Here is a 26,733-nt window from a genome sequence, read left to right on the forward strand (position 1 = left end):
TTGAGCGATCTGTCTGCATTTGGCAGCAAAATGCCCGGTGCCGCCTCGCCGCGCGAATCGTTACTCGATGCACGTTTGCTTGAGGCGATGAATAACGGCATCCGTGTCGTCACGGCACAGCGCACTCAGTCTCGTTATTTGCGTTACGCGTATGCGCGCGAGCAGCGTCAGCATGATGTCAGTGCCTGGCACACACCAAAAGTATCGACGTGGGTTGAGTGGGTTGAGCACCTGTCGAGCGAGATCATGTGGTCGGGTTATCTCTCACCAACCGGGCAACGCCAGCTGTTGACGGCCGGACAAGAGCAGCTTATCTGGGAACGCGTGATTTCAGAAAGCAGTCAGGTCGGCTTAATCGATAATGTCATCGGGGCGGTTGCCCGAGCCCGCAGTGCGTGGCACATGATTCAGGAATGGCGGTTACCCGATCCGCGTTCAGCGCAATTTCCCACCAAAGATGTTCGGGTTTTTTCTGATTGGATGCGTGAATACCATCAGACGACTTCTCATCGGGGCTGGCTCGACCGGGCGCGCTTATCGGACGCTGTGGCACCGGCGATTCGCGCGGGCGCGATCAAGCCGGACCGCGTGGTGATGCTATTTGGGTTTGAGGAGTTTACGCCGCAAAAACGAGTGCTGCTGAAAACGCTTGAAGACCTCGGTACAAAGTTCATTCCGATCCGGCCGAAACGCATACGCGGCGAGCTGATCCGCGCGCAGTACACCGATCTCGAACGCGAGCTACGCGCTGCTGCGCACTGGGTTCGTGAGAAACTCGACCGCGAAGATTCCAGCCTAACGTGTGTTCTGGTGCCGGAACTCGATCGGGGTCGCGATACGGTTGAGCGTGTCTTTGATGAAGTGCTTTCACCCGGTTCGTCGTTGCCCACGAGCAGTCTCGTGTCGCGGCCTTACAGTATGAGCGTTGATCGACGACTCATCCGGCGCAATCGAGTCGAGGGTGCCATGGTGATCTTGCGCTTTGTGCTGACTTCCGCGCAATTTTCAGATGCCAGTAGTTTCTTGCGCTCGCCGTTTATGCGCGCAGCCGGTGCCGAGGCGCCTATGCGCGCACGTTTGGAATTGTGGTTGCGTCAGCATAATGTCGACGTGTTGTATCCCGGAGAGCTGGCTAGACTCATCGATGTCTATGCGCAAAGGCACGATCCGGACGCGGCCCAGTCGGTATTGAGCCAGATGCTCACGAATCTCAAACCCCTGATCGACGGCGCTCGCGGCGTGCACCCGACGTCATTTTGGGCCGAACAGTTCAAGGCGATACTCAACGTAGTCGGTTGGCCGGGAGATAGTAGCCCGACGATTGTCGAACACCAGGCGGCCGAGAAGTTTCGCGACGCGCTCAACGAACTCAGCGGGCTTGAGTTTCTCGCGCCGGTTTGCGGTGCGGGCAAAGCCTTGTCGTTTCTAATGAGAATCTTGCAGTCCACCCGTTTCCGGCCGCAGTTACCCGAAGTGTCCGTGCAGATCATGCAGCCAGATGAAGCGTTTGCGCTGCGCTTCGATCATGTTTGGGTTGCTGGACTCAATAATCGCAACTGGCCAGAGGCCTCTCGCGCCAATCCATTTTTGCCGATCGAGTGGCAGCGGCAGTACAAGATTCCGGGCAGTTCCAGCGAGCTGCAGCTTGAGCGCGCGAATCGTCTGACCAACGATTTATGCGGCGCTGGCGCCACCGTGGTTTTTTCCTATCCCAAAGACAGCGACGAGGAACTCATTACCGCGTCGCCCTTAATCGGCACGGTTCGTACGACCGAGCAGGTCATCACGCCCGATATCGCAACCGACTATTGTGAGGTCATTCGGGCGGCAACCGATTTGGAAGAACTCATCGATGATCAGGGACCCGATGTAGCGGATAGTCATGTTGGGCGGGCGGGGAGCCGACTGTTTGCCCTGCAATCGCAGTGTCCTTTCCGAGCGTTTTCTGAACTACGGTTAGGCACCCGACCGTGGGTCGTACCGCGCCCAGGCGTGAGCGCACTGGACAAAGGTAACCACTTACATAAGGCACTCGAATCGGTTTGGGAAAAAATCGGCAACGCGAAAAAATTGCACGCGGTGCATGCAACGGATGACCTTGAAAATTTGGTGTTCCGGGAAGTCGAGTTTGCGATTGACTGGCTCGATCGTAAGCGCATACGCAAAATGACCCCTGCCGAGCGCGACTTAGAGCAGCGCCGATTGATGAATCAAATTCTCGACATTCTCGCCATGGAGAAAGAACGTCCGCCGTTCACCGTAGTGGGGCATGAAATCACGCATAAGCTGACGGTGGGTCCACTGAGTGTGGATGTGCGCATCGATCGTGTCGACGAGGTCGAAGACATCGGCCTTTTGCTCATCGACTACAAACTGGGCGAACACAAAGTTAATAAATGGCAACAACCGCGCATGGTTGAGCCGCAGTTGCCGTTGTACACCTTGGCGTATGCAGACCGGGTTGCCGGTATTGCGTTTGTAAACGGCAAGCGCGGTGCTGTGGGCATGAGTGGTTATGGTGTCGTAACCGGTATGGCCGATGGAATTAAAGCCGTAGAGACCACGCCGGCCGGCCGCAATGAGGGCCTGACGTGGGACTCACAGTTGGCGTCATGGAATGACGAATTGGCAGCGCTGGCTGGGCAATTCTCAGAAGGGCATGCCGGCGTCGATCCGTATCGACAGGCCTGTCAATATTGTGATCTGAAAACGCTGTGTCGGATCAATGAGCGACGTCTGCTTGACGTCGAGGTGTCCGACAATGAGTAGTGCGTTGCCCGCGGATGATCAGGCGCGCAGTGAGGCGCTCAATGTAGATCGTTCCTATATTGTTCAGGCGCCAGCCGGATCGGGGAAGACGGAACTGTTGACTCAACGGTTTCTGTCATTGCTGGCTTTGGTCGATCATCCTGAAGAAGTCTGGGCGATTACGTTCACCCGTAAAGCGGCGGCCGAAATGAGAAAGCGCCTTTTTGGTGCGCTCGAGATGGCAATGGGTGAGGAGCCGGAAAAAGCGCATGAGCGTCGCACCTATGACATCGCTAAACGAGTGGTACGTCGGAATGAAGAAAAGGCGTGGGAGCTCGATGTCAATCCCAATCGTCTGCAGATCTTCACTATCGACAGTCTATGCGCCAACCTCGTACGCCAAATGCCGGTGCTATCGGGCTTTGGCACCGTCCCGACGATCGCTAACTTTCCGGATCGGTTGTACGGTCTGGCCGCGCGGCGTACGCTGCGCAGCCTTCACGAACAAAAAGAGGCGGGTCGTCAAGTTCAGACACTGCTCATGCATTTGGATAATAATGCAGAGCGTGCGGAACAGCTGCTGTCGGCCATGCTCGCCTCACGCGATCGCTGGCTGCCCCACGTGGCGGGGCAAGGCCGACCCGAATTGCAGCGTGACGCACTCGAAGCCGCGCTTCGTGAAAAAGTAGAGGCCCAGTTAACTCGAGTGAGTGACGCCCTGCCGCTGGAGCACTTGGATGACCTGTTGGATTTGGGTCATTTCGCCGCTGAGAATGTCCCGACCAATAATTCGCCAATTCGGGTGCTGCGCGGTGTCGATGCGCTGCCGGCGTGCACGGCAGAATCCCTGCCGCTGTGGCGCGGCATTCAGCAATTCTTATTGACCGCGTCTGGCGCCTTGCGTCGAGTGGTCAATGTAAATCAAGGATTCCCCCCACCCGGCAAGGCCGATGGTGACGAACAGAAAACCACATTCAAAGAGCAGAAAGCCCGTATGGGCGCGCTGTTGGAGGATCTGCAGCACCATGAGGCTTTTGTGCGAGAGCTCGCCGACGTTGAGAGCTTGCCACCGGTCACCTACACCCAAGAGCAATGGAATGTCTTTGCCGCGTTGCTGTCGTTGCTGAATTTAAGTGTGGCGCATTTGAAGGTGCTGTTTCAAGAAACCGGTGAAGTGGACTATACGGAAGTGTCTCACCGAGCGCTCACTGCGTTGGGCTCAACAGAAAACCCGACGGATCTGGCACTTCAGCTTGATTATCGGCTCAAACACCTACTGGTTGATGAGTTTCAAGATACCGCGCGTTCCCAATTCGATCTGGTCGAGGGGCTCGTGGCGGGATGGCAACCGGGTGATGGTCGGACGTTGTTCTTGGTGGGCGACCCCATGCAGTCGATCTATCGTTTTCGCGAAGCCAACGTGGGGCTTTTCCTGCAGGCCCGCGATCGCGGGATAGGCCAAATCAAGCCGGAGTTTCTGCAGCTTCAATGTAATTTTCGATCGGTGCCGTCCTTAGTCGAATGGTGCAATACGGCGTTTGCCACCGCGTTTCCTGCACACGACAACATCGATCGAGGCGCCGTTCAGTTTTCACCGGCAACGGTATCGCTGCAAGAAAGCGAGGCGCCCAGTGTTAAAACGTATGCCGTACCGGAACCTGAAGCGTCGGTAGAAGCGGAGCTGGTCGCCAGTATTATTAAAGAAGAAGTGGCTGATGACCGGTCACGCACGATCGCGGTATTGGTGCGAGCGCGCAGCCATCTAAACGACATCCTGCCCGCCATGCGTCGGGCAGGCGTGCGCTACCGGGCGTTGGATCTCGAAGCACTTCGTGAGCAACCCATCGTGCGCGATTTGTTCGCCTTGACCCGCGCGCTCCTACACTTGGGTGATCGCACAGCCTGGTTGACCGTATTGCGCGCGCCCTGGTGTGGTTTGACGCTCAACGATCTTCATGCGTTAGCGGCCGATAATCACGATCTGACCATTTGGGAATTGTGTATTAACGAGCGCCGCCGCCAGCCGCTTAGCGACGATGGACAGATGCGGCTGACCCGTATTAAGGGCGTCCTCGCCAAAAGCCTGGGTGAACGCGGCCGGCGAACGCTCAGACGGTGGGTGGAGGGCACATGGGCGGCGCTGGGTGGTCCGGCTTGTGTGTTTAGTGAGGCAGAAGGGCGTAATGCAGAAGCTTTTTTCCAACTGCTAGAGCAGGCCGATGCCGATGGCTTTAAAGATGACATTGATTACCTGAATGAACTGATCGATCAACTCAAGGCCGCCGATGACACGGAGGCCGACAGTCAAGTTCAGGTCATGACGATTCACAAGGCAAAAGGTTTGCAGTTTGATACGGTGATTCTGCCCGGTATGGCTCGAATGACCAACAATGTAGACGCCTCGTTGCTTCGATGGATCGAGTCGACCCGTGAAAATGGGGATCCCAGTTTGCTCCTCGCACCGATTCAGCCTACCGGTGAACAGGAGCCGATTTACCGCTACTTAAACCGGCTCGATAAAGAAATGTCGCGCTACGAGGATGATCGGCTCCTGTATGTGGCGGCCACGCGGGCGAAACATCGGCTGCATCTTATTGGCGGGGTCAAAGAGGATAAAGACGGAGCCGTGGCGACGCCACCCTCGGGCAGTTTCTTACGTTCCGTCTGGCCGGTCGTCAAGAGCGCATTGTCGGATCCCTCTGCGTGGGTCGAAGAGGAGACCATGATGACCTTGGCACGGCCCACCATCGATCCGCGTAAGCGACCACTGTATCGTGTGCCCTCAGAATGGATGATGCCGAGCAAACCGCATCCGAAGCCTTGGCGTCCTCGCTCGGCGCTTGATGCCGAGTACGAAGCGGTCGAATTCAGTTGGGCGAGCGAGACGGCTCGCCATATTGGTACCGTTGTCCATCGAGTGCTCCAACAAATTGCCAATGATGGTGTGGATAACTGGGTAACGCAGTGGTCCGACGCGCTGAGCGATTATCTACAGCAAATGATGCGCATGGCGTCTGTGCCTCCGTCAGAAGTGCCGGATGCAGCGCGACGCTGCGAGCAAGCGATTCGAAATACACTTGACGACCAGCGCGGGCGTTGGATTCTTGAGCCGCACGAGGATGCGGTCAATGAAATGGAGCTTTCCGGATGGCTCGACAATCAGACTCACCGCGTTGTACTCGATCGCACGTTTGTACACGATGGCTATCGTTGGATTATCGATTACAAAACCGGTGCCCATGAGGGCGGCACCGTTGATGCTTTTATGGATTCGGAGCTAGAGCGGTATCAGCCACAGCTTGAGCGTTATGCGCGGATTATGATGCGACTGAATCGTCAGCCCATTAAGCTTGCATTGTACTTTCCCATGCTCAAGGGCTGGCGGGAGTGGGACTATCTGTCGTAGAAGCGGCGAGACGACGCGTTATTCTGGCGTCGCGTAGGACCCGGTGCTGGTCAGCACATAGTGACCCTGATTGTCGCGTTGGGCGCCGAGCATGCCGACGGCCTGGGTGATCGTACCGGGCGTGGTGTTGGTTGGTTGAATTGAGGCTTCGACGCGCCACGATTTATCGTCGCTGAGAATCACATTCCCATTGAGTTTGAAGACGGCCTCGGTATCGGACATGACGCCATGCACGTCATGCTCGTCGGTGGGTGCAAACACTAATGAAAAACTGCCCAGTTCAGTGTTGCTGAGTTGCTCGGTGACGCGCGCAAATTGAATTTCGCCTTGCGCCGCCACGACAGCGCCGTTTTTCCACGCCACGTGTTCTAACTGCAAACCGGCTTTGCCCGTTAACGCGACGGGCAGTGCGAGCAACTCGCCGACCTGCTCCAGAGGCAGGACCCCTTTTAGATCATCAACAGAGCCGCGACGACCAAACAATCCCTGATTAATGTCGGCCTGCAGAGCGCCATCCGGTAATCGGGCGTTAACGCGTGCGCCAGCTTTTAGCAATAGGAGCTTCCAGGGCTTGAGTGACCAGCGTACGTTGGTGAGCCGCAGCGCCGGCGTTGTGACCGATGCAGCCTCGCCGTTCCATGCCGAGCCGGAGAGGCCGCTGACCGTCGTACCCGGCGGCACCAGCCACCCTGCCGCGACGCTCGCGGGAAGTTGCACCAACGCAATCAGCGCGTAACACAGCGCTCCAAAAACCAACCAACGACGCCAACTCACAGCGCTTATTGACCGACAGACTTGGCGAGCGTAACGCTGCCGCTTACGACGCCGGGCGTGTCATCGTCCCGCGTGAGATTGACCGCGTCTACGCCAACACTGTGTTGCGCGTGCAGTTCACCAAACCAGCCCATCATCGAGTTAAAACTCGACGCATCGAACTGAACGCGCAGTTTGTTACTGCCAGAGGCGGTGCTGCTGCGTGGAACGAGGTCAAATTTTTTGGTCGACACATCCACAATAGACAACAGTGAACGATTACTGCCACCTCGAGGCGTGTTGCTCGGCGCCGCACTCGACTGTTTTAAAACGGGCGCAACGCGCTTCATATACTCAAGGTCTTGCTCGGCGACCGCCACTCGCTCTTTGTATAGCGTAGCGCCTGAGAACAACGGCTCGAGAATGAGAAAGTACAATATTGCCACGACAATCATGACGCCCATCGCGCTGACCAGTGTGCGTTCTCGGGTTTCGAGCCCTTGCCACCATTCGTTCATGGCTGCCCCCGCTTAAGCTGTACGCGGCCCTGGACCGTGCTGCCATTGGCTTTGGTTGAGTTGAGGCTGGCGTCTATCGCGTCATTGCTGGCGATCTGAGTGGCAAATCCATCGAGCAGCTGCAGACTCGGCGCCACGACCTCAAGATCCAAATTGCCGGGGCGGAAACTCATGCGTCGAACATCCAGTCCGGACACGTCCTGCGAGACCGTGGCGACGGTGTGGATATATTGAAGAAATTCTGAGCCGCCGGTCACGCTGGCGTTGCCGGTATCGCGCATTTCGGCGCGGAACATGCCGGGTGGATCGGGAAAACGCTGCCGATTCGGATAGGTTTCTTTCGCGAGTGTCTGCATGGCGGCATTGAGTTCGGACAGGCGAGATTTCATGGCGCTCAGTTCCATGGCCTTGAAACCAACGGTCAACGCCATGAAGAGGCCAGCGGCGATCGCCGCGGGCTTCCAGGGTGACAGCATCTTCTCGTAACTGGTCGAGGGCGCATAGTCGCCTTGCAGTAAGTTGGGCATGGCGGGCGATTGCGCCTCGCCGGCGAGTTTGGTCAACGCACCGTGCGGTAGCCGTCGAAATTCAGCATGCTCGAAGGCTTCATGGATCGCATTGATGGCACCGTCGCTATGGTCGCTGCCCGCATCATCGAGATACACCGTGATGGGCATCGGCGATTCGTCATCGCGTTGCACTTCGGCCAGTCCGAGCGCATCGACCACCGAATCCAGAGCGATGTTCACGGCATCGCCATCGGCGGTGCGCAATGTCGCTTCGCGTGCCTCGACTAATACCGTGCAGCCATCCTCCGTGAGCGGCAGCGCCGCATCCAGTGGAATCACAATGTTCGGCGTCAGGTTGTGCCCTTCAAGTTTGTCGAGCAGGGTATCCAACAGCGAACGACCCACCGCAGCCACCGCAAAACGGCCGTCGTCATCCCGCTTGCCGGCACCAAAGTGCAATTCATCGGTACCCGAAATTAAGTGGTCTTCGAAGGAAAAGGGGAGGGCCTGCAAGAGCTTTTGCGTGCTCTTGAGCGGCAGGCTACTGTGGCCGACCAAGCTATCGTTAGCAGGCAACAGCACGCAGACCTTTCGTAAGTGTGCGGCGGTTGAGGCGTCCGCCAGCGTGCCATGGGTGATATCGCCAATACGCGTACCGGCGTCATCCACCACCAGCCAACTCGGCTGATCACTGGGGTGGTCAGGAATACGTAATACTAACGTTTCGGGCATGGCGTTTTCGCTGGTTATCCTTGGTTCTATGCCGAATTATTCACAATCGGGTTATTCGAAGCCAGAGCGGCGGAGGCGGGTCGCAATGGTGCCATTGCGCTGATCACGTTCCAAAAGACTGTACATGCTGAACTGCGTGGTGCCAAGCGAAACGATCGAATTGACACCAAAATACTCTGAGCTAACGGTCGCGATGGCAAGCGCCTCTTGCGGCAAAAAGGCACTGACTTGATCGAGCGACTCATAGGGTTCACCGATGCGGTTTTCGGTGATGAGTTGAGCATCAAACACCGTGACACCCTCGGCCAACGCCGCCAGCACAGTTTCTTGCGCGGTGTTGACGTTTATCAGCGTCCCACGAGGCAGCGCGGTCACGTGTGGCTTTAGCGCGAGCCACACCGGTCCTTCGATCCCTTGGACTGTGCGTAATTCTGAGGCATCGGTGAGATAGACGTTGGCGGTTCGGTAGGCGGGCTCTGCGCCGGTGTAGGCATCGTCTTCGGCGCCGGTGGGGAAGGTCACTTCCACATCCGCATCGATCCAATCCACCACCGCGTCCGCGATTTGCGGATCGATTTCGAGCAGCATGAGCATGCGCACAAACACGTTGTACCACATCTCATCCTTTTGTCCCGTTTGGGTCACCAAGTTGTTGAGGTTGAATCGGCCCTGCATGTCCTCGATGTTGCCGGTGAGCTGTCCACCGTCGATGGGTAATGGTGGTAGAGTCACCGCCCACGCTTCGTCCAGTGAGTCCCACTGTGTCTCCTGAGCATCGATCAATAGCGTGTCCGCGACCCATGCTTCAGCACCCAATGCATATTGCCGCGCTTGATCCATGTTGTTGAGATTGCGAGTGCGATGTATTTCTAGGTTAGCGGTCCAGAGTAGATTGGCGGCAATGGTCACGCCAATCGCCACCACCATCATTGCTGCGAGCATCGCCACACCGTGCTGTTTGCTGGGCAATCGATGACGTCGCATCAGCTTGCCACCTCGATAATGCGCCGGACGATGCCCATCGTTTCAGATTCGAGCGTCACTTCAATAGCGACTGGCAAATCCTGTAATCCCGCGCCATCGCGCGACAGTGGCCAGCTTTCCGTCCATTCGAGTTGACGCGTCATAAAACGCACATTCATCGACAAAATGCCCTCGATTAGTTCGCGCCGCACAGGCACCGAGCCCTGTGTACGATCGAGTACCAGCCAGTGACTACGGTATAGCGTGTCATCTTCGATCTGATAGGCCACTCGCTGTTGCTGGCTGCGCTTGAGGTTGAGCGTATTGCTGTAACCGCCAACCGTCATTTCGATGCCACCCTCGCTTTCTGCAGTCATTACCGCTGCCAGCTGTCCTTGGCCAACCAGGTCCCGCACCGGCCGCGGCTGAATCTGTGCCAAATCTCGCGTAATCACTTGCATGGCGATCTGGATTTCTTGTAGCTGTTCAAAGCGCGCTTCAAGTTTTACCCTATTCCTGCCCGCCTGCGAGATGGCGGTCCAGGCCAGCGCAGTCACGATCGCGAGAAGGCCAACCACGACGACGATTTCGATAAGCGTGAAACCCGCTTGGCGTTGCTTATTGAGTATCGGGACTCGCATCAGTTGTCTCGCTCAAGGCCGCGTCGAGGGTCTGGCCGCTGGCCAGGCAGCGGAGGTGTGCCTGGGACGGTGGGCGGCTGAAGCTGTCCACCGGTGTTGGCATCCGGCCAACCGCTCCACGGGCGCAAATTCGCATCGGGTGTGTTGTTACCCATGAACGCCGACATGGAGTACAGCGATTTGTCCGGCGATTCTGCGCGCGCTACCGTGATATCAACACGTCGAATTCCCTCGACCGGTGTTTGACTAATGTCCATTGCCCACCGCCATTCGGCGCCCGCCATTTCCTCATCACCATCGGAGCGTCCGGTGCTTGGGAGCCCGGGTTTGAGTCGTAGTTCGGTCAGGGCATTCATAGCGACCCATCGTCCGTATGTGATCTCCTGAGTGCGTTTAGCCACTTTGGCCGATTGCGACACCTTCATGGAAATGGCCAAGACCGTAATGCTCACAATGCTGAACGCGACCAGCACTTCGATTAGCGTGAAGCCCCGTTTGTGGGAAAGAGATTGCGGTCTAAAAGCCATATTGAAGCTCGATCAGTTCGCGCGAACTGTCTGGGTGTATCTTAAGATGAAAGGCGGGTTCCACGTCGTCCATCTCAAAGTACAGGTCGAAGGGCGTAATTTCACCGCTCGCAAGCATGAGCACTTGAGGTGTGGGTACGAACTCCTCGTCTCCCTCTTCGCTTTCGTCTCGCTCTTCGGGTTCGGGCCACGTGACGGAGTTTTCTTCGATCGCAATTTCCATCCGCATGTTGTCGGGCAACGTGCGTGCGCGAAACATACGCTCGGTGCTCAGGTCGAGCCAGCGCTGTTGGGTCAAGTCGTAAAGATAAAACTGGTAGCCATTGTCTTCGACTACCATGCCGATATCGCGGCCCTGCAATAGCGCTTGCTCTGAGGCCAGTCGAACCAAGGCATTCATGCGACGAGCTTCTTCTTTCAGCGCTTTTTTGCCCCCTGCTTGGATATTCAAGGCGAACACGGCGGTCAATACGGTGATGATCAATAACACCACCGACACTTCAATCAGTGTGAAACCGTACTCGCGTGAAGGAGAACGACGCATAATAGGTCGGTCGTTGGTTATTCCCAGCTGCCGATATCGAGGTCAGCACCTTCGCCGCCGGGCGCGCCGTCGCGTCCATACGAGAAGATGTCGTACTCACCGCCTTGTTGGCCCGGCGAGAGGTAAATGTAGTCGCGACCCCACGGGTCCTTGATGTTGTTCTTGCGAAGGTACCCACCTTCTGGATACGCGGTAAGATCCGGCGACGGTGAGGAGATGAGCGCCTGTAAGCCCTGATCCGTTGTCGGATAACTGAAATTGTCCAGTTGATACATATCCAACGCACTCGACAGTGCTGCCAAATCGGTGCGCACTTTCTGTTGTTGGGCGGGCACACGGCGGTTGAGTACATTCGGTGCGATCATCGCGGCCATGATGCCGAGAATCACGATAACCACCATGACTTCCAACAAGGTAAATCCCCGGGCTCGATGGGAAGCGGCGGCGATGCGGTATGAGGCGGTCGATGCATTCATGTGTGATGTCCTTTCATCCGTTCAGTTTGTGCGTGGTGGATTAGCATGACGCGAACACTGCTGTTTTGGAGTGTCTCTCGTCGCAATAATTCCCGTCATTTTAGCAGAAATTGCAGCGTTTCCCGCAGAGTCGAGCACAAAATCAATGTCCCATCTGAGCGCGCACGACGCGTAGGCATTCCGACCAGCGGCGGCGGCCGTCGGCCCGGAACGACCTGATTGCTCGGTGCGGACAGGACCGGGCAATCCACCATCAAACACCGGATCGGTGGGTGTGCGTGAAGACGTAAGGTGTTACCGGTGTTGAATATCCTCGTCTGGGCCTTCCCCTCCGGCGGCGCCGTCGCGCCCCATCGACATGAGTTCAAAGGGCGCATCGACGCCTGGGCGACGATAAACATAATGCTGTCCCCATGGGTCAACAAGGTCTTCGTGTTCGAGATAGCCATACTCAGGATAAGCGCCCGGTAACGCGACGGGCGCTTCAATGAGCGCCTGAAGGCCTTCCTCGTTGGTTGGCAGGCGTCCGTGATTGAGTTGAAAGAGCTGGAGCTGGGAGGCGATCGTATTGAGATTCGTGGTCGCCGCCTGCACCCGGGCCTGCTCGGTTTGCCAGAAAAGTTTGGGCGCAACGAGCGCGGCCATGATCCCTATGATGACCATCACGACCATGACCTCGATCAGCGTAAATCCACGTGGTGACCGGGCATTCCATCGGTTGGCCGGGGCTGTAGCGTCCACCAGTGAGTACGGGTTCTGCATTTTGCAACTCCTCGTCATTGTTGTGACTCCCTGGCGGGGTTCGATAGACTAGACGACAAAAGATTCCCGTGAAGGCTTTGCATGATCGATTCTGTGGGTACGCGACGTCTCCGTATTTGGTTGCTTCCAACCGTGATCTCGCTCGTGTCGCTGGTGTTTGCGCTGGGAGAAACCGAGTGGCGCGAGTTGTTGCGCTACGACCGCGATCAATTAGCCGAACACCAAGTATGGCGTTGGCTCAGCGCCCATCTTGTGCATTTGAGTTGGTCTCACCTGTGGCTTAATTTGGCCGGGTTGTGGGTGGTGTGGTGGTTGTTTAGCGAACGTTTTTCCATTGCCGTGGGGATGTGGATTGTGGTGTGCTCGATCGTCGTCATGGACCTTGGGTTTTGGTTTCGCGACACCCAATTGGGGTGGTATGTGGGTCTGTCGGGCGTTTTGCATGGACTCTTCGCGGCCGGCGCACTGGATGAATTTTGGCGGGGTGTTCGTGGCGGTGTATGGCTACTGCTCGGTATCACCACCAAGTTGGCTTACGAGCAAGCGTTTGGCGCGTTGCCTATGACGGCTGAAACAAGCGGTGGCCCCGTATGGGTCAATTCGCATCTGTACGGCGCGATCGGTGGCCTGTTAGCGGCGATTGCGTGGAATCGGCGCCAACCGTTTACGCCAGCCGCTGGGCTGCGTATATTTTCTCGCTCTTAGTCGTTAAATAGAGATTTAATCATGACGTTTGCAATGGTCTTTCCCGGTCAGGGTTCGCAGGCCGTCGGTATGCTGAGCGAGATGCATGAACAGGCGCCCATCGTTACCACGCTGTTTGAAGAGGCGTCGCACGTGTTGGGTTATGACCTGTGGCAAACGGTCGCTGAGGGACCGGCCGAGACACTCAATCAAACACGCGTCACTCAACCAGCCATATTGACCGCAAGCGTTGCGCTATGGCGTCTATTTTGCGCGCGAACGGAGCTCAGGCCGTCTGTGATGGCGGGGCATAGCCTCGGTGAATACAGCGCGCTTGTTTGTGCCGATGTGGTGCCGTTTGATGAAGCGGTTGCGCTGGTGGCCACGCGCGGCGAACTTATGCAAGAGGCGGTTCCTGAAGGTGAAGGCGCCATGAGTGTTGTGCTCGGCTTAGAAGATGAGGTCATTATCGATGTGTGCCGACACGCGGCGCAGGGCCAAGTGGTCGAGGCGGTAAACTTCAACGCGCCGGGTCAAGTAGTGATTGCGGGTAACGCTGCGGCCGTGGAACGGGCAGGGGCGGCGGCAAAAGAAGCCGGCGCGCGACGCGTTCAACCCTTGCCGGTGAGCGTGCCCGCACACAGTTCATTGATGAGGGCGGCAGCCGAACGATTTGCCGATACGCTTGCCACCACAACCATTGGCGAGGGACGTATTCCTGTTTTGCACAATGTGGGGGTGGATGAAGTGAGTGATACGCGCACTGCGCTCGTTGAACAGTTGTATAGTCCCGTGCCTTGGACGCGCATTGTGCAAACCATGTCCGACCGCGGTGTCGAGACGCTGATGGAGTGTGGGCCTGGCAAGGTGTTGTGCGGCTTGGCCAGGCGCATCGATAGGGCCGTGTCCACCTTTCCGTTGCATACGCCAGATACGCTGGCGACCGCAATCGATCATCTCACGTCAACCGGTTGAGTTGATGCTACGACGCCAACGCGTCAGGAGCTTGGAATGAATTTGGATCTCGAATCGAAAGTGGCGCTGGTGACCGGCGCCAGTCGCGGCATTGGCGGCGCGATTGCCGATCGACTGGCTGAGTGCGGCGCGACCGTAATCGGAACGGCCACGACCGAGGCGGGTGCCGAGGCAATCAGTGCCCGATTTGACGAGGCTGGGTATCGTGGATGTCGCGGTGCAGCGCTCAATGTGACGGAACCCGAACAAGTCGATGGCTTGCTTAAAGGGCTTGCGGCGATCGATCTCACTCCTGACATTTTGGTCAATAACGCTGGAATAACGCGCGATATGTTGCTCATGCGCATGCAGGAAGAGGCGTGGGCGAGCGTCATCGATACGAATCTCACCGCGATTTTTCGACTTTCCAAAGCCGTGATGCGCGGCATGATGAAGGCGCGCTTCGGGCGAATTATTAGTATCGGTTCGGTGGTGGGCACCATGGGGAATCCCGGTCAGGCCAACTACGCGGCGGCCAAAGCTGGTCTCATCGGCTTTACCAAGGCGCTCGCTCAGGAGGTGGGAACGCGTGGAATCACTGTAAATACGGTTTCCCCAGGCTTTATTCAAACCGATATGACGGCCGCTTTGAGTGAGTCTCAACGACTGGAACTGGAGGGCAAAATTCCGCTTGGTCGACTCGGCCATGGCGACGACATAGCGGCTGCGGTGGCGTTTCTTGCATCGGACTTGGCGTCGTACATCACGGGGGAAACGCTGCACGTCAACGGCGGTATGCACATGGCTTGACGGCCGATTTACCATAGTGGCGAATTCGCTGCGATTCTCTTACACTAGCGTCGCGGTCAAGTGACCGAGTAGCAAGGTTAACTCCGAGAGGAAACGGGTAATGAGTATAGAAACACGGGTCATCAAGATTGTGGCCGATCAGCTGGGTGTTAAAGAAGACACTGTGAAACCCGATTCGTCGTTTGTCGACGATCTGGGCGCTGATTCACTCGATACAGTTGAGTTGGTAATGGCACTTGAAGAGGAATTCGAGTGCGAGATTCCGGACGAAGAGGCGGAAAAAATCACCAACGTGCAGCTGGCCATCGACTACATCAATAACCATCAGGACTGATGGATGTAGCTCGAGTCCACTAATCTCGATAACAGTGTCGGCCCCTTTCGGCCACTGGATTCGAACATCATGGCGGCAGATCTGACGAACCACGTCGACGCCGCCATTTTTTATGGCGCTGCGTATTGACGCCGGAATGACGCTTATTAGCACAAACCGACGTTCATACGCGGCAACAATTGCCAATAAACGTAACAGGATAAGGGTGTGTCTAAACGTCGCGTAGTTATTACAGGAATGGGTACTGTGTCGCCGGTCGGAAACACAGTAAGCGAAGCATGGTCCAATGTCGTCGCGGGTCATAGCGGTATTGGGCCAATCACGCGTTTTGATGTCAGTGCATTTCCCACGCGCATCGGTGGGGAAGTACGCGAATTCGAGCCCGCTGACTATATCGATCGCAAACAGGTGCGAAAGACCGATCCGTTTATTCACTACGGCGTGGCGGCTTCCAAACAAGCTTGGGACGATTCTGGCCTGTCCGTCGAGCAGACGGATCCTGCTCGAATCGGGGTCGCTGTCGGCGCGGGTATTGGCGGCATCAGCACAATTGAAACGAACCACCAAAAATACCTCGGTGCGAATTCGCCTAAGCGCATTTCGCCGTTTTTTATTCCTGGCAGCATCATCAACATGGTGTCCGGCCAGGTCAGTATCGATCTAGGGTTGCGCGGACCCAATTTTGCCATTGTGACCGCCTGTACCACCGCCACGCATAATATTGGATATGCCGCGCGATCGATCGCGTATGGTGACGCCGATGCCATGATTGCTGGCGGTGCGGAAATGGCGACGAGCCCGCTGGGTCTTGGCGGCTTTTGTTCCGCCAAAGCCATGTCAACCCGTAACGATGAGCCCGAAAAAGCTAGCCGGCCGTGGGATGAGGAGCGGGATGGCTTTGTGCTGGGTGACGGGGCTGGGGTGTTGGTGCTGGAAGAGTATGAACACGCCAAAGCACGCGGTGCCAATCTCTATGCCGAGTTGATCGGGTTTGGCGCGAGCGGCGACGCGTTTCATATCACGGCGCCAATCGAAGACGGCTCGGGTGCGGCACTGTGTATGGATAACGCCATCCGCGACGCCGGCATAGATCCGACGGCAGTCGACTACGTGAATGCCCATGGCACCTCCACGCCACTGGGGGATCGTGCCGAGACACTCGCGATCCGACGATCTTTTGGCGCGCACGCCGACCGCTTGCTCGTCAGTTCAACCAAATCGGTGACCGGTCATTTATTGGGTGCAGCAGGTGGTGTGGAGGCGATTTATTCAATCATGGCGCTACGCGATCAGGTAGTGCCGCCCACGATGAATCTGGAGACGCCTGGAGAAGGCTGCGATCTTGATTACGTGCCAAACAACGCGCGCGAAGCGGCGTTGAGTGTGGCGATCAGCAATTCGTTCGGCTTTGGCGGCACGAACGGTACCCTTGTGTTTGCGCGTGTCGTCTGATGCACAATTGGACGTGCGCGAACTCGATTCGCACCCGGATTTTGTTGCGCTTCATCGTTTAAATCCACGCCGCTATCCGTTTATTCTCGAAAGCGCAGCGCACGGCACGCCGCAAGGTCGCTTCGATATTCTGTTTGCGTTTCCGCAACAGGATATCGTGTTGCGAGCCGATGAAAATGGGCTGCTCAATGCGCCCGACTTTCTAGCGCAACTGGACGCCGAGTTGGGCATGCCCAGTACGGCTGCCCAGACAGATGAACATGGGCCGTTGCCGTTTCGCGGTGGTTGGTTCGTGTACCTGGGTTACGAGCTTGTCGCCCAAATCGAACCGATTCTTAATTTGCCGCTGCCGACAGACCAGCCGATCGCGTATGCCGTGCGCATACCCAGCGCCATCGTTCATTGCCACACAACACAGCGTACTTGGATGGTGGCCGAGCGTGATATGGCTCATACGCTGGATGAGATGGAAGTGGACTTTGGTCAGATTCATACCCGCGAAGTCACCGTACGGCCGCTCTTGGAACGACCGCTTGAGGATGACCCATCCGAGCACTTTGTTGAGGCCGTTAAGCGCGCCAAACAATACATAATCGATGGCGACGTGTTTCAAGCCAACCTGTCGCGCGCGTGGCACGGTGACGCAATCGACAGTTGGCACGATGCCGAAATGTATCGGCGTCTGCGTCAGGCGAATCCCGGTCCGTTTGCGGGCCTAGCGGTGTGGCAGGATCTGGCCATTATTAGTTCTTCACCCGAACGACTGATCGCACTACATGATGGTCAAATTGACACGCGCCCGATCGCCGGCACGCGACCACGAAGCGAGGAGTCGGAAACCGATGAGGCGCTGTGGCGAGAATTGATCGGCCATCCCAAAGAGCGGGCTGAGCACGTGATGCTCATCGATTTGGAGCGTAATGACCTCGGGAGAGTCTGTCAGCCAGGCTCAGTTGAGGTGAACGAACTCATGGTCATTGAGTCGTATGCCCATGTGCATCACATTGTGTCGAATGTGCGTGGGCGACTGAGAGACGATGTCACGGTCGGTGATGCCATTCGAGCAACCTTTCCAGGCGGGACGATTACTGGCTGTCCCAAAGTGCGTTGTATGGAGATTATCGCCGAACTCGAACGAACACCGCGCGGGCCTTACACCGGCTCAATGGGCTATTTCAATCACGATGGAAGTGGGGATCTCAATATCTTGATTCGAACCATCGTTCGCAATCACGGCAGCGTCAGTTTACGCGCGGGTGCGGGCATTGTGTTTGACTCCGATCCACACAAAGAACTGGATGAAACCGGGTTTAAAGCAAAGGGACTGATACGGGCCATCATGACAGAAACCGAGGTGGACGCGTGACCTCTAAGGGCGTAACTCACGTCGTCGGCAGGGGTGTCCGATGAATGGCCGCACGTTGATTAACGGCAGCGCATCGTCTGCGATCACGGTGAGTGATCGTGGATTGGCCTATGGCGACGGCCTGTTTGAAACCATGCTCTTTAACGGTTCGCACATTCCATTGTGGTCTTTTCATTACGCTAGGCTCGTAAGCGGTTGCGAACGACTGGGATTGAGTGCGCCTAAACTCAATACGCTGGAGTCGGAAATCGAGCATTTGCTCGGTGCGGACACCACTCCATGTGTGGTCAAACTCATCCTCACTCGAGGATCCGGGGGCAGAGGCTATGCGCCACCCGTCTCGGGTGACACGACGCGCATACTGCAACAGTTGCCGTGTCCGTCCGCGGCGCCGATCGAGCACTGCACGATACTGTCGACAACGCTGAGCAATAGCGCGCGACTTGCCGGTATGAAGCATCTCAATCGACTCGAGCAGGTGCTCGCCGCCCGTGAGTTACAGGGAACGGATGCCGACGAAGGGCTGGTGTGCAATGAATTTGGGTTCGTCATTGAGGCAGTGAGTGCAAACCTTCTCGTTGTGTTGGGTGATCGGATAGTGACCCCGCGATTGGATACAGCCGGTGTGCGGGGCGTCATGCGGGACTGGCTTATCGACAATTCGCCCGTTGCAATCGACGAGGAGTATCTGTACGCCGATGTGCTCGCCGAGGCTCGTGAGCTAATGGTGTGTAACTCGATTCGCGGTGTGCGCCGCATAAACCGCTTGGATGACACGGTGTTCACGCAGAGCGCCGTGTATGAGCAACTCGACGAGGCAGCGCGTCGAGCATTGGAGGCGATTGCATGACGATCAAGCGGGTGGCGGCGGTATTGACCGTGGTGGCCATGTTGAGCGCCGTGGCGGCGTGGAGCGCCTTTTCACATTGGCTGACAGTGCCCGTGCATGACAACGATTCTGCGTTGGTGTTCACGGTGTCGCAAGGGGCGACGATGCAAGATGTGGCGGCCGATCTCAGCGCGCGCGGCTACGCTTATCCGCGAGTGTTGAGTCTCTACGCCCGACAGCAAGAGCTCGCCGGGCAACTCAAGGTCGGAGAGTTCGAAATTCCGGCGGGCGCCACACCCGCGGAATTTCTCGCCGTGCTGGTCGAAGGCAAAACCGTGAGCTACCCACTGACCATTATTGAAGGTTGGACATTCGAGCAAATGCGCGACGCGGTGTCGAGCCATCCAGCGCTTGTCCAGACCGTGAGCACAACAGCCGAAATCATGGCGGCAATCGGTCAGGCTGAGGTGCATCCAGAAGGGCGTTTTTATCCAGATACGTACCGCGTTACGCGCGGACAGACCGACGTTGCGGTTTATCAGCAGGCCTTTGATGCAATGAGTGAGCAACTCGCCAGTGCTTGGGCGCAGCGACAAAAAGGACTGCCTTTTATGTCGGCCTATGAGGCCTTGATCATGGCCTCAATCATCGAGAAAGAGACGGGGGCGGACGAAGAGCGCGAGCAAATCTCAGGCGTGTTCGCTCGTCGACTGCACAAAGGCATGAGGTTGCAGACCGACCCGACCGTCATTTATGGCGTAGGGGCGGCGTATCGCGGCGACATTACGCGTAAACATCTGACCACCGATACACCGTATAATACCTACACACGGGGTGGCTTACCGCCAACGCCGATTGCCTTACCAGGCCGCGCGTCGCTGAACGCAGCCGTAACGCCTGATGATGGTGATACATTGTATTTTGTCGCGTCGGGGCTTGGCGATGGGCGACACTATTTTTCCAAAACGCTTAAAGAACACAATGAAGCGGTGCAGCGCTATCTGGCGCGCACGCGGGGACGCTGACATGAGTGATTGTCGGCCAGTAGGAATTCGATCATGAGTCAGCATGCTCAATCCGGTGCATTCATCACCCTCGAGGGAATCGAAGGTGCAGGGAAGAGTACGTGTGTACCCACAATCGAACACTGGATCGGTCAGCACGTTGAGGAAGTGGTGCGCACACGTGAACCAGGCGGCACGCCGCTGGCCGAAACGATTCGTAATTTGGTTTTGGGTATCGATGGGCATGATGCCATTGAGGCGCCCACCGCCGACACGGAGACACTGCTGATGTTTGCGTCACGCGCGCAACACCTAGACCGGGTGATTCGTCCGGCTCTAGAGCGCGGAGCCTGGGTGATTTGCGATCGCTTTACTGATGCAACACTGGCCTATCAAGGCGCAGCCCGACAGCTGGGTATGTCACGTATCGAGGCGCTTGCTGATTGGGTTCATGGGGCACTATGGCCCGATTTGACGTTGCTGTTTGACGTGTCGGTCGAAACCGGTTCTCAGCGCGCAAGCCGACGCGGCGCGAAGGATCGAATTGAACAAGAGCGTCAAGACTTTTTTGCGCGCGTGCGAGACGGCTATCTTGAGTTGGCCGAGCGCTTTCCGGAACGCATACGTATCATCGATGCTGAACGTTCGATCGATGAGGTTCGTCAGCAAGTTGAGAGCGAATTGGCCGCATTTCATCAAGCGCGTACCGGCGCCGTGAGGGATTCGCTATGAGCGCGCTAAGCGACGCGGATCGCGCGCTTCCAAGTTGGCTACACTCGCCATGGCAACAGATTCAAGACAATGCGGCTCGAGGCCGGCTTGGTCACGCCTTGATGCTCACCGGCCCCGAGGGGGTCGGTAAGCACCTCCTCGCCCAAGCCATTCGCGAATTGGCGCTGTGTGGCGAACACGCCGTGCCGGCCTGCGGGATCTGCCGCTCGTGTGTCGTCGCCCGTGCGGGCAATCACGCCGACGATCACGAGGTGTTGAGGCCGGCGGACAAAAAAACCATCAGTGTTGAACAAATTCGTGAGTTGATCGGCAAGCTGGATCTGTCGCCGTCGTATGGCAACCGCAAGATTGGGCTGATCGCACCGGCAGAAACGATGACCACGGCGGCGGCCAACGCGCTGCTTAAGACGCTCGAGGAACCGCCGGGCGACGCCTTGCTGATTCTCGTGAGCCATTCAACACGAGCACTACCGGCGACCGTGCTGAGTCGCTGTCAGCGAATCGAGTGCGCGGCGCCGTCCTACCCAGAGGGCCGAGCCTGGCTCACCGACGCGCTGGGATCGGCCGAGGGAGACGTGTGCCTGTCCTTGGCAGGCGGCGCTCCTTTTCAGGCAGAAAAGTATTATAATCAAGGTGTTGAGAGTATATATTCAAGTGTAATCGAGGATGTGAGTCGCCTTCGGCTCGGGCGAGCCGATGTGATCTCAGTGGCGTCAGGTTGGACCGATGAGCATTTGGACGTTCGGCTTCGAACGCTCTACTCCATGATTCGTCAGTTGGCGCTTGAAGCACTTGATTTAGAAGGAGAACTGGCTCACAAAACCGACTTACAGTCCTTGCGTCAGGGTCGCGGAGAGATTAAGTTGAGTGCACTGCTTGGCTATCAGGATGCCGTTTTACGTGCCCGAGCCCGGCTAGACAGTCCGCTGAATCAGCAGCTCATGATCGAAGCATTGCTGGCGCCCTGGGCGGAGGGTCTGAATTCTCAGGGGCTGGAGTATCAACACCAATGAGCAAGCCAGGACTTTTGACGCTCACGATCAAGGACAAAAGTGCCTTGTATCTGGCCTATATGCCGTTTATTGAAAACGGTGGACTATTTATACCAACAAACAGCACCTACCGACTCGGTGATGAGGTGTTCATGCTGCTCAATCTGATGAGCGAAAGCGAAAAGTTGCCGGTGGCGGGACAGGTCGTGTGGTTAACGCCAAAAGGCGCTCAGGGTAAACGCACGGCCGGGATCGGCGTTCAATTTAGCGAACAGGACGGCGGCAATACCCAGCGCAAGATCGAAAATTACCTGGCGGGTGCATTGGGCGGCGACAAACCCACCCATACCATGTAACGCGGCGTCTATTCGATCGCGTTTGATCTGACCAGCGCCATATCGTCTGGCGTATATTCCAACCTCAAAAGTGTTTTACACTAGACTCTGTCATCCGGCAGGGAAGGGCGTGGATGTGACTGTTTCCGGGAGCGTCTGTGTCCGACTCCACTCTGTTCATTAAAACCGCGCAAAGCGGTTTCTATGCGGGTTTTTCTCGTGCGGTATCGATAACCTCCAAGCTCGCGGTAGGGGCGCTGATCGCGTGGGCGGTGTTTTTTCAAGAGCAAGCGGGGGCCGTTCTTAATCAACTGAATACCTTTATTCTCGCCAATTTTGCCGCGTGGTACATCCTACTCATCGCCGGATTTATTATCTTCTGCTTCGGTCTCGCGCTCTGGCCGACATCCGGCCGGCTGAAGCTCGGCAGTGAGATCGATAAACCCGAATTCTCGTATTTTTCCTGGTTCTCAATGATGTTTGGCGCTGGTATCGGTGTGGGTATGCTCACCTGGGCCATCGCCGAACCGCTCTATCACCTCGGTAGCAATCCTGAAGTCATTCTCGGACTCGCCGAGGCCGGAAGTGTCGAGAATGTTCGTAACGCCTACAAGTATTCGTTTCTACATTGGGGCATCGGCGCTTGGTCGTGTTATGCGCTCGTTGGCCTGTCAATGGCGTATTTTTCCTATCGTCAACAGCAGCCGCTCACGGTGCGAGCGTCGCTCGTGCCGTTGTTTGGTCGGGCCCTCTCCGGCAAGCTCGGGCACCTTTTCGATGTCGTGGCGGTGGTGGCCACGTTACTTGGTGCCGGCCAGGCGTTGGGTTATGGCGTTGAGCAGTTTGTGTCGGGTCTCTATCGAATTGGTCTAGGAGAATGGTTGCTAAATGAGCAGGGCACCGCTTCCTCCACCGCCATCGTGTTCGGGATGTCGGCGATTTTGGCGCTGACCATCGCGTCGGCGCTGTCGGGTGTCGGTAGAGGCATCAAATGGCTGTCGAACATCAATCTGGTATTGAGTTTCTTTTTGCTGAGCTTCTTTTTGCTGTTCGGTGCATCCTGGTTCGGTCTGCAGTCGCTGCTAGTGGGTTTATTCGACTACATAATCAATTTGCCCGAACTGATGTTCCAGGTGTGGCGCGACGACGGCACTCAAGAGGGAGCGGCCTTACAAACTTGGCAAACTTCCTGGACCGTTTTTTACTTTGCCTGGTGCGTAGCGTTTGCGCCGTTTGTCGGTATGTTTCTCGCCCGCATTTCAAAAGGGCGCACCGTTCGCGAGTTTGTTATCGGTGCCATGATCATGCCGTCACTCATGAGTTTTGTGTGGTTCACCTGGGCGGGCGGCACGGCCATTGATCTTGAGCTCTCTGGGGTCGCTAACGGCGCGATCATGGGTGCCCCCGATGGAGACAAGATTTACGCTATGGTTGAGCTCTTATTGTCGCCAGCGTTAGCGTGGCTGATGGCGATCCTTATCGTCGTGTTGCTCATGACTTTTCTGGTTACCACCGCCGACTCGGCGGTGTTAGTTGTGAACACCATCAGCGCAGCGGGCCGAGCAAGTCATCGAGATAATCGGCATATCATCGTGTGGGGCTTGGTGTTAGGACTCATGGTGGCGGTCTTACTATTGGCCGGTGGTCTCAAAGCGATTCAAACGGCGATGGTAATCGCTGCGCTGCCCTTTTCGGTTGTAATGGTGCTGATGGGCGCATCGTTGATTAAGTCGATGTTTGCACAGGGTGGTGTCAATGTGGACAAAGAACCGGCTCGCGAAAATTAGTCGGGGTGGTTGGACGGGCCGCGGCCTTTTAGAATCGCCCTTTAAGAATGCGTTTACGCTCTTGCTCTGGGTATTTTTCGATCGCGTATCGCAGCATTGTTCGCGGCATGTCGATTGAGTATTTTTTTAAAAATGACTTCTGCTTATCGAGACTGCGCTTGCCGGCCTCACGCAGCATCCAGCCAACCGCTTTGTGGATGAGGTCTTCTTTATCATTGATCAGTAACTTCGATAACCGAAGCACATCTTTATAGTCGCCGTTCTTTATAAAGTGGTAGGTCGAAACGATTGCAACACGCCGGACCCAAAGGCTGGGCGAACGGGCGAGTGTGTATAACACTGAACGATCGCGTGTGAATAAGTAGCGACCAATGATCTGGTAAGCCGAGCTGTCTACCAAGTCCCAGTTATTGACGTATTTGAGGTGCGCCAAATACCGTTTAAAAATCGAAGTTTGTTGTTTTTCATCGGCTTGACCAAATTTTTGCACGAGCATAAATAAAGCCAGCAGCCGTTCTTCGTGGTACACCGATTTGAGCAGTCGGAAAATCTGCGTCACCGACGTGTCGCGAAACTGTCTGGCGTGGGCTCGGAGTACCGGCGTGCGAATACCCAAGAATTGATCGTTCTCCGCGTAATCACCCGGACCCGTTTTGAAGAATCGCGTAGCGCGTTTGGCTTGCTTCGGGTCGGCCAATCGACGAATTACCGTTTGGATATCGCGGGCGGAAGTCATGGTCTACGCTTTCCGAGGTAATGGTTGAGCGTAGCTCCCGCTGGTGGCAATATCTGCGCGGTGCCTAGCCTGCATCTTGGCTCGCCGATCACAGTGTTGTGGCGTAAAGGGGTAGGGCAGTGTTGTAGAGTGTCGTGGTCTGCAACCTCGAGCATGCGCGTTTAAAGGTTATCGGCATCTGACATGGTCAGTCCGCCTTCGAGTACGTACGTATCGAAGCCGCGCTCGCTGAGGATATAGGCGCCCGCGGAGCTGCGTCGACCCGTGTCACAGCACACGACATATTTGACGTTAGTTTCCAGCGCCTTGAGTTTGAGTCGAATAAAGTACAACGGGATATTGATCGCGCCTTCTTGGTGAAAATTCTCAAATTCGCTTGGCAGTCGAACGTCGAGCCACTTACCACCGCTCTTAATGATGTCGAGCGCCTCATCGTAATTGACCCAATCGAGCATTGGCTCATTCAGTAACTTGTTAAAGTGATCTTTTGCCAATCGCATGAGTGCTCCATCCGTGAGCATCGATACGGTGGCGTTGCGCTTAGCTTCCGATATCAGCGCCTCTTCACCAAACGTGTCGCCCGCTTTGAGCTCGGCCAGTTTGATGCCGTCTTTGTTGAGTGGCGTTTCTCGGGTGACCGCGCAGCGTCCATCGGTGATTACGTAGAAGAAATCGCCTTCATCGCCCTGCTTGATCACCACATCGCCCGCTTTGTGGGACACGCGCTGCATGTTCATGAAAATGGCCTGAATATTGGCCGGCGGAATCTTGTGAAATGCCTTTGCCTGCAGCAGGGTGGTCATCCAGTCATCCGACTCGGCGTCATCGCTACCTTGAAGTTCATTGACTTCGTACGAGCCGGTCTGATCCCAGGTGAGCATCACATCGAGCAGGTCACTGTCGATGGAAATGTACTCAATGTCGGTACGAGCGCGGGCATTGACTTTGCGCGGCAGCATCGGGGCTAACGGATGGTTGGCATCGTCAGTGCCGGCTTTTACCACCCGCACCACTTTGGTGTCGGTACGCAACTCAACTTCACCGCTAAGGATGTACACGGTACGCTTTTCCTGGTCGCCTTCTTTGAACAGGAAGCGCCCACTGCCGAGCTCCTGAATGGTGGTCTTTTTGACCAGCGCCTGCAGATTTTCGGCCTTGAGGCCGTCAAGCGGCGTCAGGGACTTTAGCGTTTTGGTTGTGACGTGTTTGCCAGCCATGTAGACGTTTACTCGATACGTTGGAGCGGGCCGCGGCTTGATTTAACGGCGAATTATTGCCCGAATATGGCGCGAGTCTACCACACCGCCGGGGGCCTAAATACCACCTGAATCACACAATTTTGAACTTAAATTTCCGGTACTTGCACTGCATTCCCAAGGTCATCCACATGAACGTAGACAAAGTGACCCGATGCGACCTCTAGGTATTCACCTGGCTGCGCCCCTGGACGTTCGGCAAAGACCCTGACCGACACCGTAACCGACGTGCGCCCAACTCGCGTGATACGCGTGAAAAAAGTCACTACGTCGCCGATGTACACCGGTGCCGTGAAATCGAAATCTTTGACGCCGACCGTCACCACTTTGCCCGAGGCGCGGCGATAGGCGAGCACGGCACCGGCAATATCGGCATGAGACATCAGCCAGCCGCCGAAGATATCTCCCAGCCAGTTGGCGTCTTTGGGCATGGCCATCGTTCGGACAGTCGGTTCACCGACGTCCGACCGCAGCAGGCGCTTATCGCTTGTGCCACTCACGTCGTCGCCTCATCTGTGGCGTCATTTTTTTCAAATGGAGCAGGTGCGTCCAGTGTTTGCCAGTAAGCGTCGGGTGCAAACCGCTCACCGTGGGCAGTTTGGAGCGACTCGAGCGAACGCTGTACATCGTTAATACCACGCGACCGCGCGTAGTGGATGGGGCCCGCCGTGAAGGGGGCAAAGCCACAGCCAAAAATGGTTCCTGCGTCCAGCAAATCGGCATCGTCCACGACGCCTTCACGCAAACAGGCGGCCGCTTCATTGATCAGCGGCAACATTAATCGGTCGATCAGATCAGGACTGGGTTCGTAATCTGACGGCACTGCGGGTTTCACGGCGCGTCCTTTTTTCCATTTGTAAAACCCTTCTCCTGTTTTGCGCCC

The 26,733-nt window shown here is 56.4% G+C and carries 27 protein-coding genes; 14 read left to right on the plus strand and 13 right to left on the minus strand.

Translation table 11 applies throughout. The features are described 5' to 3' along the window. Together AAF465_12250 and AAF465_12255 are read left to right on the plus strand one after the other, a co-directional pair. On the plus strand, nucleotides 1-2,769 hold the full coding sequence (locus AAF465_12250) for a PD-(D/E)XK nuclease family protein (GenBank protein ID MEM7083494.1): 2,769 nt from the start codon (nucleotides 1-3) through the stop codon (nucleotides 2,767-2,769). Further along, entirely contained in the window at nucleotides 2,762-6,154 is a 3,393-nt protein-coding gene (locus tag AAF465_12255; GenBank protein ID MEM7083495.1) for a UvrD-helicase domain-containing protein, read from the plus strand. The genes AAF465_12250 and AAF465_12255 overlap by 8 nt, the downstream gene beginning before the upstream one ends. Before the next feature lie 18 nt (nucleotides 6,155-6,172). Here AAF465_12255 and gspN read toward each other — a convergent pair whose 3' ends face one another. The 9 genes from gspN to gspG (AAF465_12300) form a co-directional block, all read right to left on the minus strand. Further along, a complete protein-coding gene (gspN, locus tag AAF465_12260) occupies nucleotides 6,173-6,871 on the minus strand; it encodes a type II secretion system protein N (protein MEM7083496.1) in 699 nt (232 codons plus the stop codon). 62 nt (nucleotides 6,872-6,933) lie between these two features. After that, nucleotides 6,934-7,425, minus strand: a complete 492-nt coding sequence (locus tag AAF465_12265; GenBank protein ID MEM7083497.1) for a type II secretion system protein M — start codon at nucleotides 7,423-7,425, stop codon at nucleotides 6,934-6,936. Continuing rightward, a complete protein-coding gene (gspL, locus tag AAF465_12270; GenBank protein MEM7083498.1) occupies nucleotides 7,422-8,666 on the minus strand; it encodes a type II secretion system protein GspL in 1,245 nt (414 codons plus the stop codon). The genes AAF465_12265 and gspL overlap by 4 nt, the downstream gene beginning before the upstream one ends. A 51-nt stretch (nucleotides 8,667-8,717) precedes the next feature. After that, nucleotides 8,718-9,650, minus strand: a complete 933-nt coding sequence (gene gspK, locus AAF465_12275; protein MEM7083499.1) for a type II secretion system minor pseudopilin GspK — start codon at nucleotides 9,648-9,650, stop codon at nucleotides 8,718-8,720. Next, on the minus strand, nucleotides 9,650-10,270 hold the full coding sequence (gene gspJ, locus AAF465_12280) for a type II secretion system minor pseudopilin GspJ (GenBank protein ID MEM7083500.1): 621 nt from the start codon (nucleotides 10,268-10,270) through the stop codon (nucleotides 9,650-9,652). Before gspJ ends, gspK begins: the two co-directional genes overlap by 1 nt. Continuing rightward, on the minus strand, nucleotides 10,270-10,797 hold the full coding sequence (gene gspI / locus AAF465_12285; GenBank protein MEM7083501.1) for a type II secretion system minor pseudopilin GspI: 528 nt from the start codon (nucleotides 10,795-10,797) through the stop codon (nucleotides 10,270-10,272). Before gspI ends, gspJ begins: the two co-directional genes overlap by 1 nt. Further along, nucleotides 10,787-11,341 (minus strand): type II secretion system minor pseudopilin GspH, encoded by a 555-nt coding sequence (gspH, locus tag AAF465_12290; GenBank protein MEM7083502.1) that lies wholly within the window; start codon nucleotides 11,339-11,341, stop codon nucleotides 10,787-10,789. Before gspH ends, gspI begins: the two co-directional genes overlap by 11 nt. Before the next feature lie 17 nt (nucleotides 11,342-11,358). Further along, nucleotides 11,359-11,817, minus strand: a complete 459-nt coding sequence (gene gspG / locus AAF465_12295; protein MEM7083503.1) for a type II secretion system major pseudopilin GspG — start codon at nucleotides 11,815-11,817, stop codon at nucleotides 11,359-11,361. 294 nt (nucleotides 11,818-12,111) lie between these two features. Beyond that, a complete protein-coding gene (gspG, locus tag AAF465_12300; protein ID MEM7083504.1) occupies nucleotides 12,112-12,579 on the minus strand; it encodes a type II secretion system major pseudopilin GspG in 468 nt (155 codons plus the stop codon). Nucleotides 12,580-12,660: 81 nt separating this feature from the next. Between gspG (AAF465_12300) and rrtA the strand changes: the two genes are divergently transcribed. From rrtA to AAF465_12360, 12 genes are all read left to right on the plus strand, one after another. Continuing rightward, nucleotides 12,661-13,284, plus strand: a complete 624-nt coding sequence (gene rrtA, locus AAF465_12305) for a rhombosortase (GenBank protein ID MEM7083505.1) — start codon at nucleotides 12,661-12,663, stop codon at nucleotides 13,282-13,284. Between the two features lie 21 nt (nucleotides 13,285-13,305). Next, the gene (fabD, locus tag AAF465_12310) at nucleotides 13,306-14,238 is read left to right on the plus strand and encodes an ACP S-malonyltransferase (GenBank protein ID MEM7083506.1); all 933 of its coding nucleotides are present in this window, start codon (nucleotides 13,306-13,308) and stop codon (nucleotides 14,236-14,238) included. 42 nt (nucleotides 14,239-14,280) lie between these two features. Continuing rightward, on the plus strand, nucleotides 14,281-15,027 hold the full coding sequence (gene fabG, locus AAF465_12315) for a 3-oxoacyl-ACP reductase FabG (protein ID MEM7083507.1): 747 nt from the start codon (nucleotides 14,281-14,283) through the stop codon (nucleotides 15,025-15,027). Between the two features lie 100 nt (nucleotides 15,028-15,127). Beyond that, on the plus strand, nucleotides 15,128-15,361 hold the full coding sequence (acpP, locus tag AAF465_12320) for an acyl carrier protein (GenBank protein MEM7083508.1): 234 nt from the start codon (nucleotides 15,128-15,130) through the stop codon (nucleotides 15,359-15,361). A gap of 207 nt (nucleotides 15,362-15,568) precedes the next feature. Beyond that, nucleotides 15,569-16,813: a beta-ketoacyl-ACP synthase II gene (gene fabF, locus AAF465_12325; protein MEM7083509.1), complete on the plus strand. Its 1,245-nt coding sequence runs from the start codon at nucleotides 15,569-15,571 to the stop codon at nucleotides 16,811-16,813. Continuing rightward, nucleotides 16,803-18,179, plus strand: a complete 1,377-nt coding sequence (locus AAF465_12330) for an aminodeoxychorismate synthase component I (protein ID MEM7083510.1) — start codon at nucleotides 16,803-16,805, stop codon at nucleotides 18,177-18,179. The genes fabF and AAF465_12330 overlap by 11 nt, the downstream gene beginning before the upstream one ends. Nucleotides 18,180-18,219: 40 nt before the next feature. Beyond that, a complete protein-coding gene (gene pabC, locus AAF465_12335; GenBank protein MEM7083511.1) occupies nucleotides 18,220-19,029 on the plus strand; it encodes an aminodeoxychorismate lyase in 810 nt (269 codons plus the stop codon). Beyond that, nucleotides 19,026-20,033, plus strand: coding sequence for an endolytic transglycosylase MltG (gene mltG / locus AAF465_12340; GenBank protein MEM7083512.1), 1,008 nt, complete (start codon nucleotides 19,026-19,028; stop codon nucleotides 20,031-20,033). Before pabC ends, mltG begins: the two co-directional genes overlap by 4 nt. A 33-nt stretch (nucleotides 20,034-20,066) precedes the next feature. Further along, complete coding sequence (gene tmk, locus AAF465_12345) at nucleotides 20,067-20,744, plus strand: dTMP kinase (GenBank protein MEM7083513.1); 678 nt, start codon at nucleotides 20,067-20,069, stop codon at nucleotides 20,742-20,744. Beyond that, complete coding sequence (locus AAF465_12350) at nucleotides 20,741-21,757, plus strand: DNA polymerase III subunit delta' C-terminal domain-containing protein (GenBank protein MEM7083514.1); 1,017 nt, start codon at nucleotides 20,741-20,743, stop codon at nucleotides 21,755-21,757. Before tmk ends, AAF465_12350 begins: the two co-directional genes overlap by 4 nt. After that, nucleotides 21,754-22,092: a PilZ domain-containing protein gene (locus tag AAF465_12355; protein ID MEM7083515.1), complete on the plus strand. Its 339-nt coding sequence runs from the start codon at nucleotides 21,754-21,756 to the stop codon at nucleotides 22,090-22,092. Before AAF465_12350 ends, AAF465_12355 begins: the two co-directional genes overlap by 4 nt. Nucleotides 22,093-22,229: 137 nt before the next feature. Next, nucleotides 22,230-23,858, plus strand: a complete 1,629-nt coding sequence (locus tag AAF465_12360; GenBank protein ID MEM7083516.1) for a BCCT family transporter — start codon at nucleotides 22,230-22,232, stop codon at nucleotides 23,856-23,858. Between the two features lie 28 nt (nucleotides 23,859-23,886). On the opposite strand, the gene AAF465_12365 is transcribed toward AAF465_12360, so the two are convergent. From AAF465_12365 to AAF465_12380, 4 genes are all read right to left on the minus strand, one after another. Further along, nucleotides 23,887-24,594 carry a DNA alkylation repair protein gene (locus tag AAF465_12365; GenBank protein ID MEM7083517.1) on the minus strand — a complete coding sequence of 236 codons (708 nt, stop codon included), beginning with the start codon at nucleotides 24,592-24,594 and terminating at the stop codon, nucleotides 23,887-23,889. A gap of 161 nt (nucleotides 24,595-24,755) precedes the next feature. Continuing rightward, complete coding sequence (locus tag AAF465_12370) at nucleotides 24,756-25,811, minus strand: cyclic nucleotide-binding domain-containing protein (GenBank protein MEM7083518.1); 1,056 nt, start codon at nucleotides 25,809-25,811, stop codon at nucleotides 24,756-24,758. A gap of 128 nt (nucleotides 25,812-25,939) precedes the next feature. Then, nucleotides 25,940-26,350 carry an acyl-CoA thioesterase gene (locus tag AAF465_12375; GenBank protein ID MEM7083519.1) on the minus strand — a complete coding sequence of 137 codons (411 nt, stop codon included), beginning with the start codon at nucleotides 26,348-26,350 and terminating at the stop codon, nucleotides 25,940-25,942. After that, the coding region (locus AAF465_12380; protein ID MEM7083520.1) for a hypothetical protein at nucleotides 26,347-26,733 on the minus strand (387 nt) is incomplete at its 5' end. The genes AAF465_12375 and AAF465_12380, both read right to left, overlap by 4 nt.

The organism is Pseudomonadota bacterium (genome assembly GCA_039028935.1).
GTDB lineage: Bacteria > Pseudomonadota > Gammaproteobacteria > Steroidobacterales > SZUA-146 > SZUA-146.

Coding starts and splice junctions, on each gene's coding strand:
- AAF465_12255 (MEM7083495.1), top strand. CDS start 2,762: ATGAGTAGTGCGTTGCCCGCGGATGATCAGGCGCGCAGTGAGGCGCTC.
- AAF465_12265 (MEM7083497.1), bottom strand. CDS start 7,425: ATGAACGAATGGTGGCAAGGGCTCGAAACCCGAGAACGCACACTGGTC.
- gspL (MEM7083498.1), bottom strand. CDS start 8,666: ATGCCCGAAACGTTAGTATTACGTATTCCTGACCACCCCAGTGATCAG.
- gspK (MEM7083499.1), bottom strand. CDS start 9,650: ATGCGACGTCATCGATTGCCCAGCAAACAGCACGGTGTGGCGATGCTC.
- gspJ (MEM7083500.1), bottom strand. CDS start 10,270: ATGCGAGTCCCGATACTCAATAAGCAACGCCAAGCGGGTTTCACGCTT.
- gspI (MEM7083501.1), bottom strand. CDS start 10,797: ATGGCTTTTAGACCGCAATCTCTTTCCCACAAACGGGGCTTCACGCTA.
- gspH (MEM7083502.1), bottom strand. CDS start 11,341: ATGCGTCGTTCTCCTTCACGCGAGTACGGTTTCACACTGATTGAAGTG.
- gspG (MEM7083503.1), bottom strand. CDS start 11,817: ATGAATGCATCGACCGCCTCATACCGCATCGCCGCCGCTTCCCATCGA.
- gspG (MEM7083504.1), bottom strand. CDS start 12,579: ATGCAGAACCCGTACTCACTGGTGGACGCTACAGCCCCGGCCAACCGA.
- rrtA (MEM7083505.1), top strand. CDS start 12,661: ATGATCGATTCTGTGGGTACGCGACGTCTCCGTATTTGGTTGCTTCCA.
- fabD (MEM7083506.1), top strand. CDS start 13,306: ATGACGTTTGCAATGGTCTTTCCCGGTCAGGGTTCGCAGGCCGTCGGT.
- acpP (MEM7083508.1), top strand. CDS start 15,128: ATGAGTATAGAAACACGGGTCATCAAGATTGTGGCCGATCAGCTGGGT.
- pabC (MEM7083511.1), top strand. CDS start 18,220: ATGAATGGCCGCACGTTGATTAACGGCAGCGCATCGTCTGCGATCACG.
- mltG (MEM7083512.1), top strand. CDS start 19,026: ATGACGATCAAGCGGGTGGCGGCGGTATTGACCGTGGTGGCCATGTTG.
- tmk (MEM7083513.1), top strand. CDS start 20,067: ATGAGTCAGCATGCTCAATCCGGTGCATTCATCACCCTCGAGGGAATC.
- AAF465_12350 (MEM7083514.1), top strand. CDS start 20,741: ATGAGCGCGCTAAGCGACGCGGATCGCGCGCTTCCAAGTTGGCTACAC.
- AAF465_12355 (MEM7083515.1), top strand. CDS start 21,754: ATGAGCAAGCCAGGACTTTTGACGCTCACGATCAAGGACAAAAGTGCC.
- AAF465_12365 (MEM7083517.1), bottom strand. CDS start 24,594: ATGACTTCCGCCCGCGATATCCAAACGGTAATTCGTCGATTGGCCGAC.
- AAF465_12370 (MEM7083518.1), bottom strand. CDS start 25,811: ATGGCTGGCAAACACGTCACAACCAAAACGCTAAAGTCCCTGACGCCG.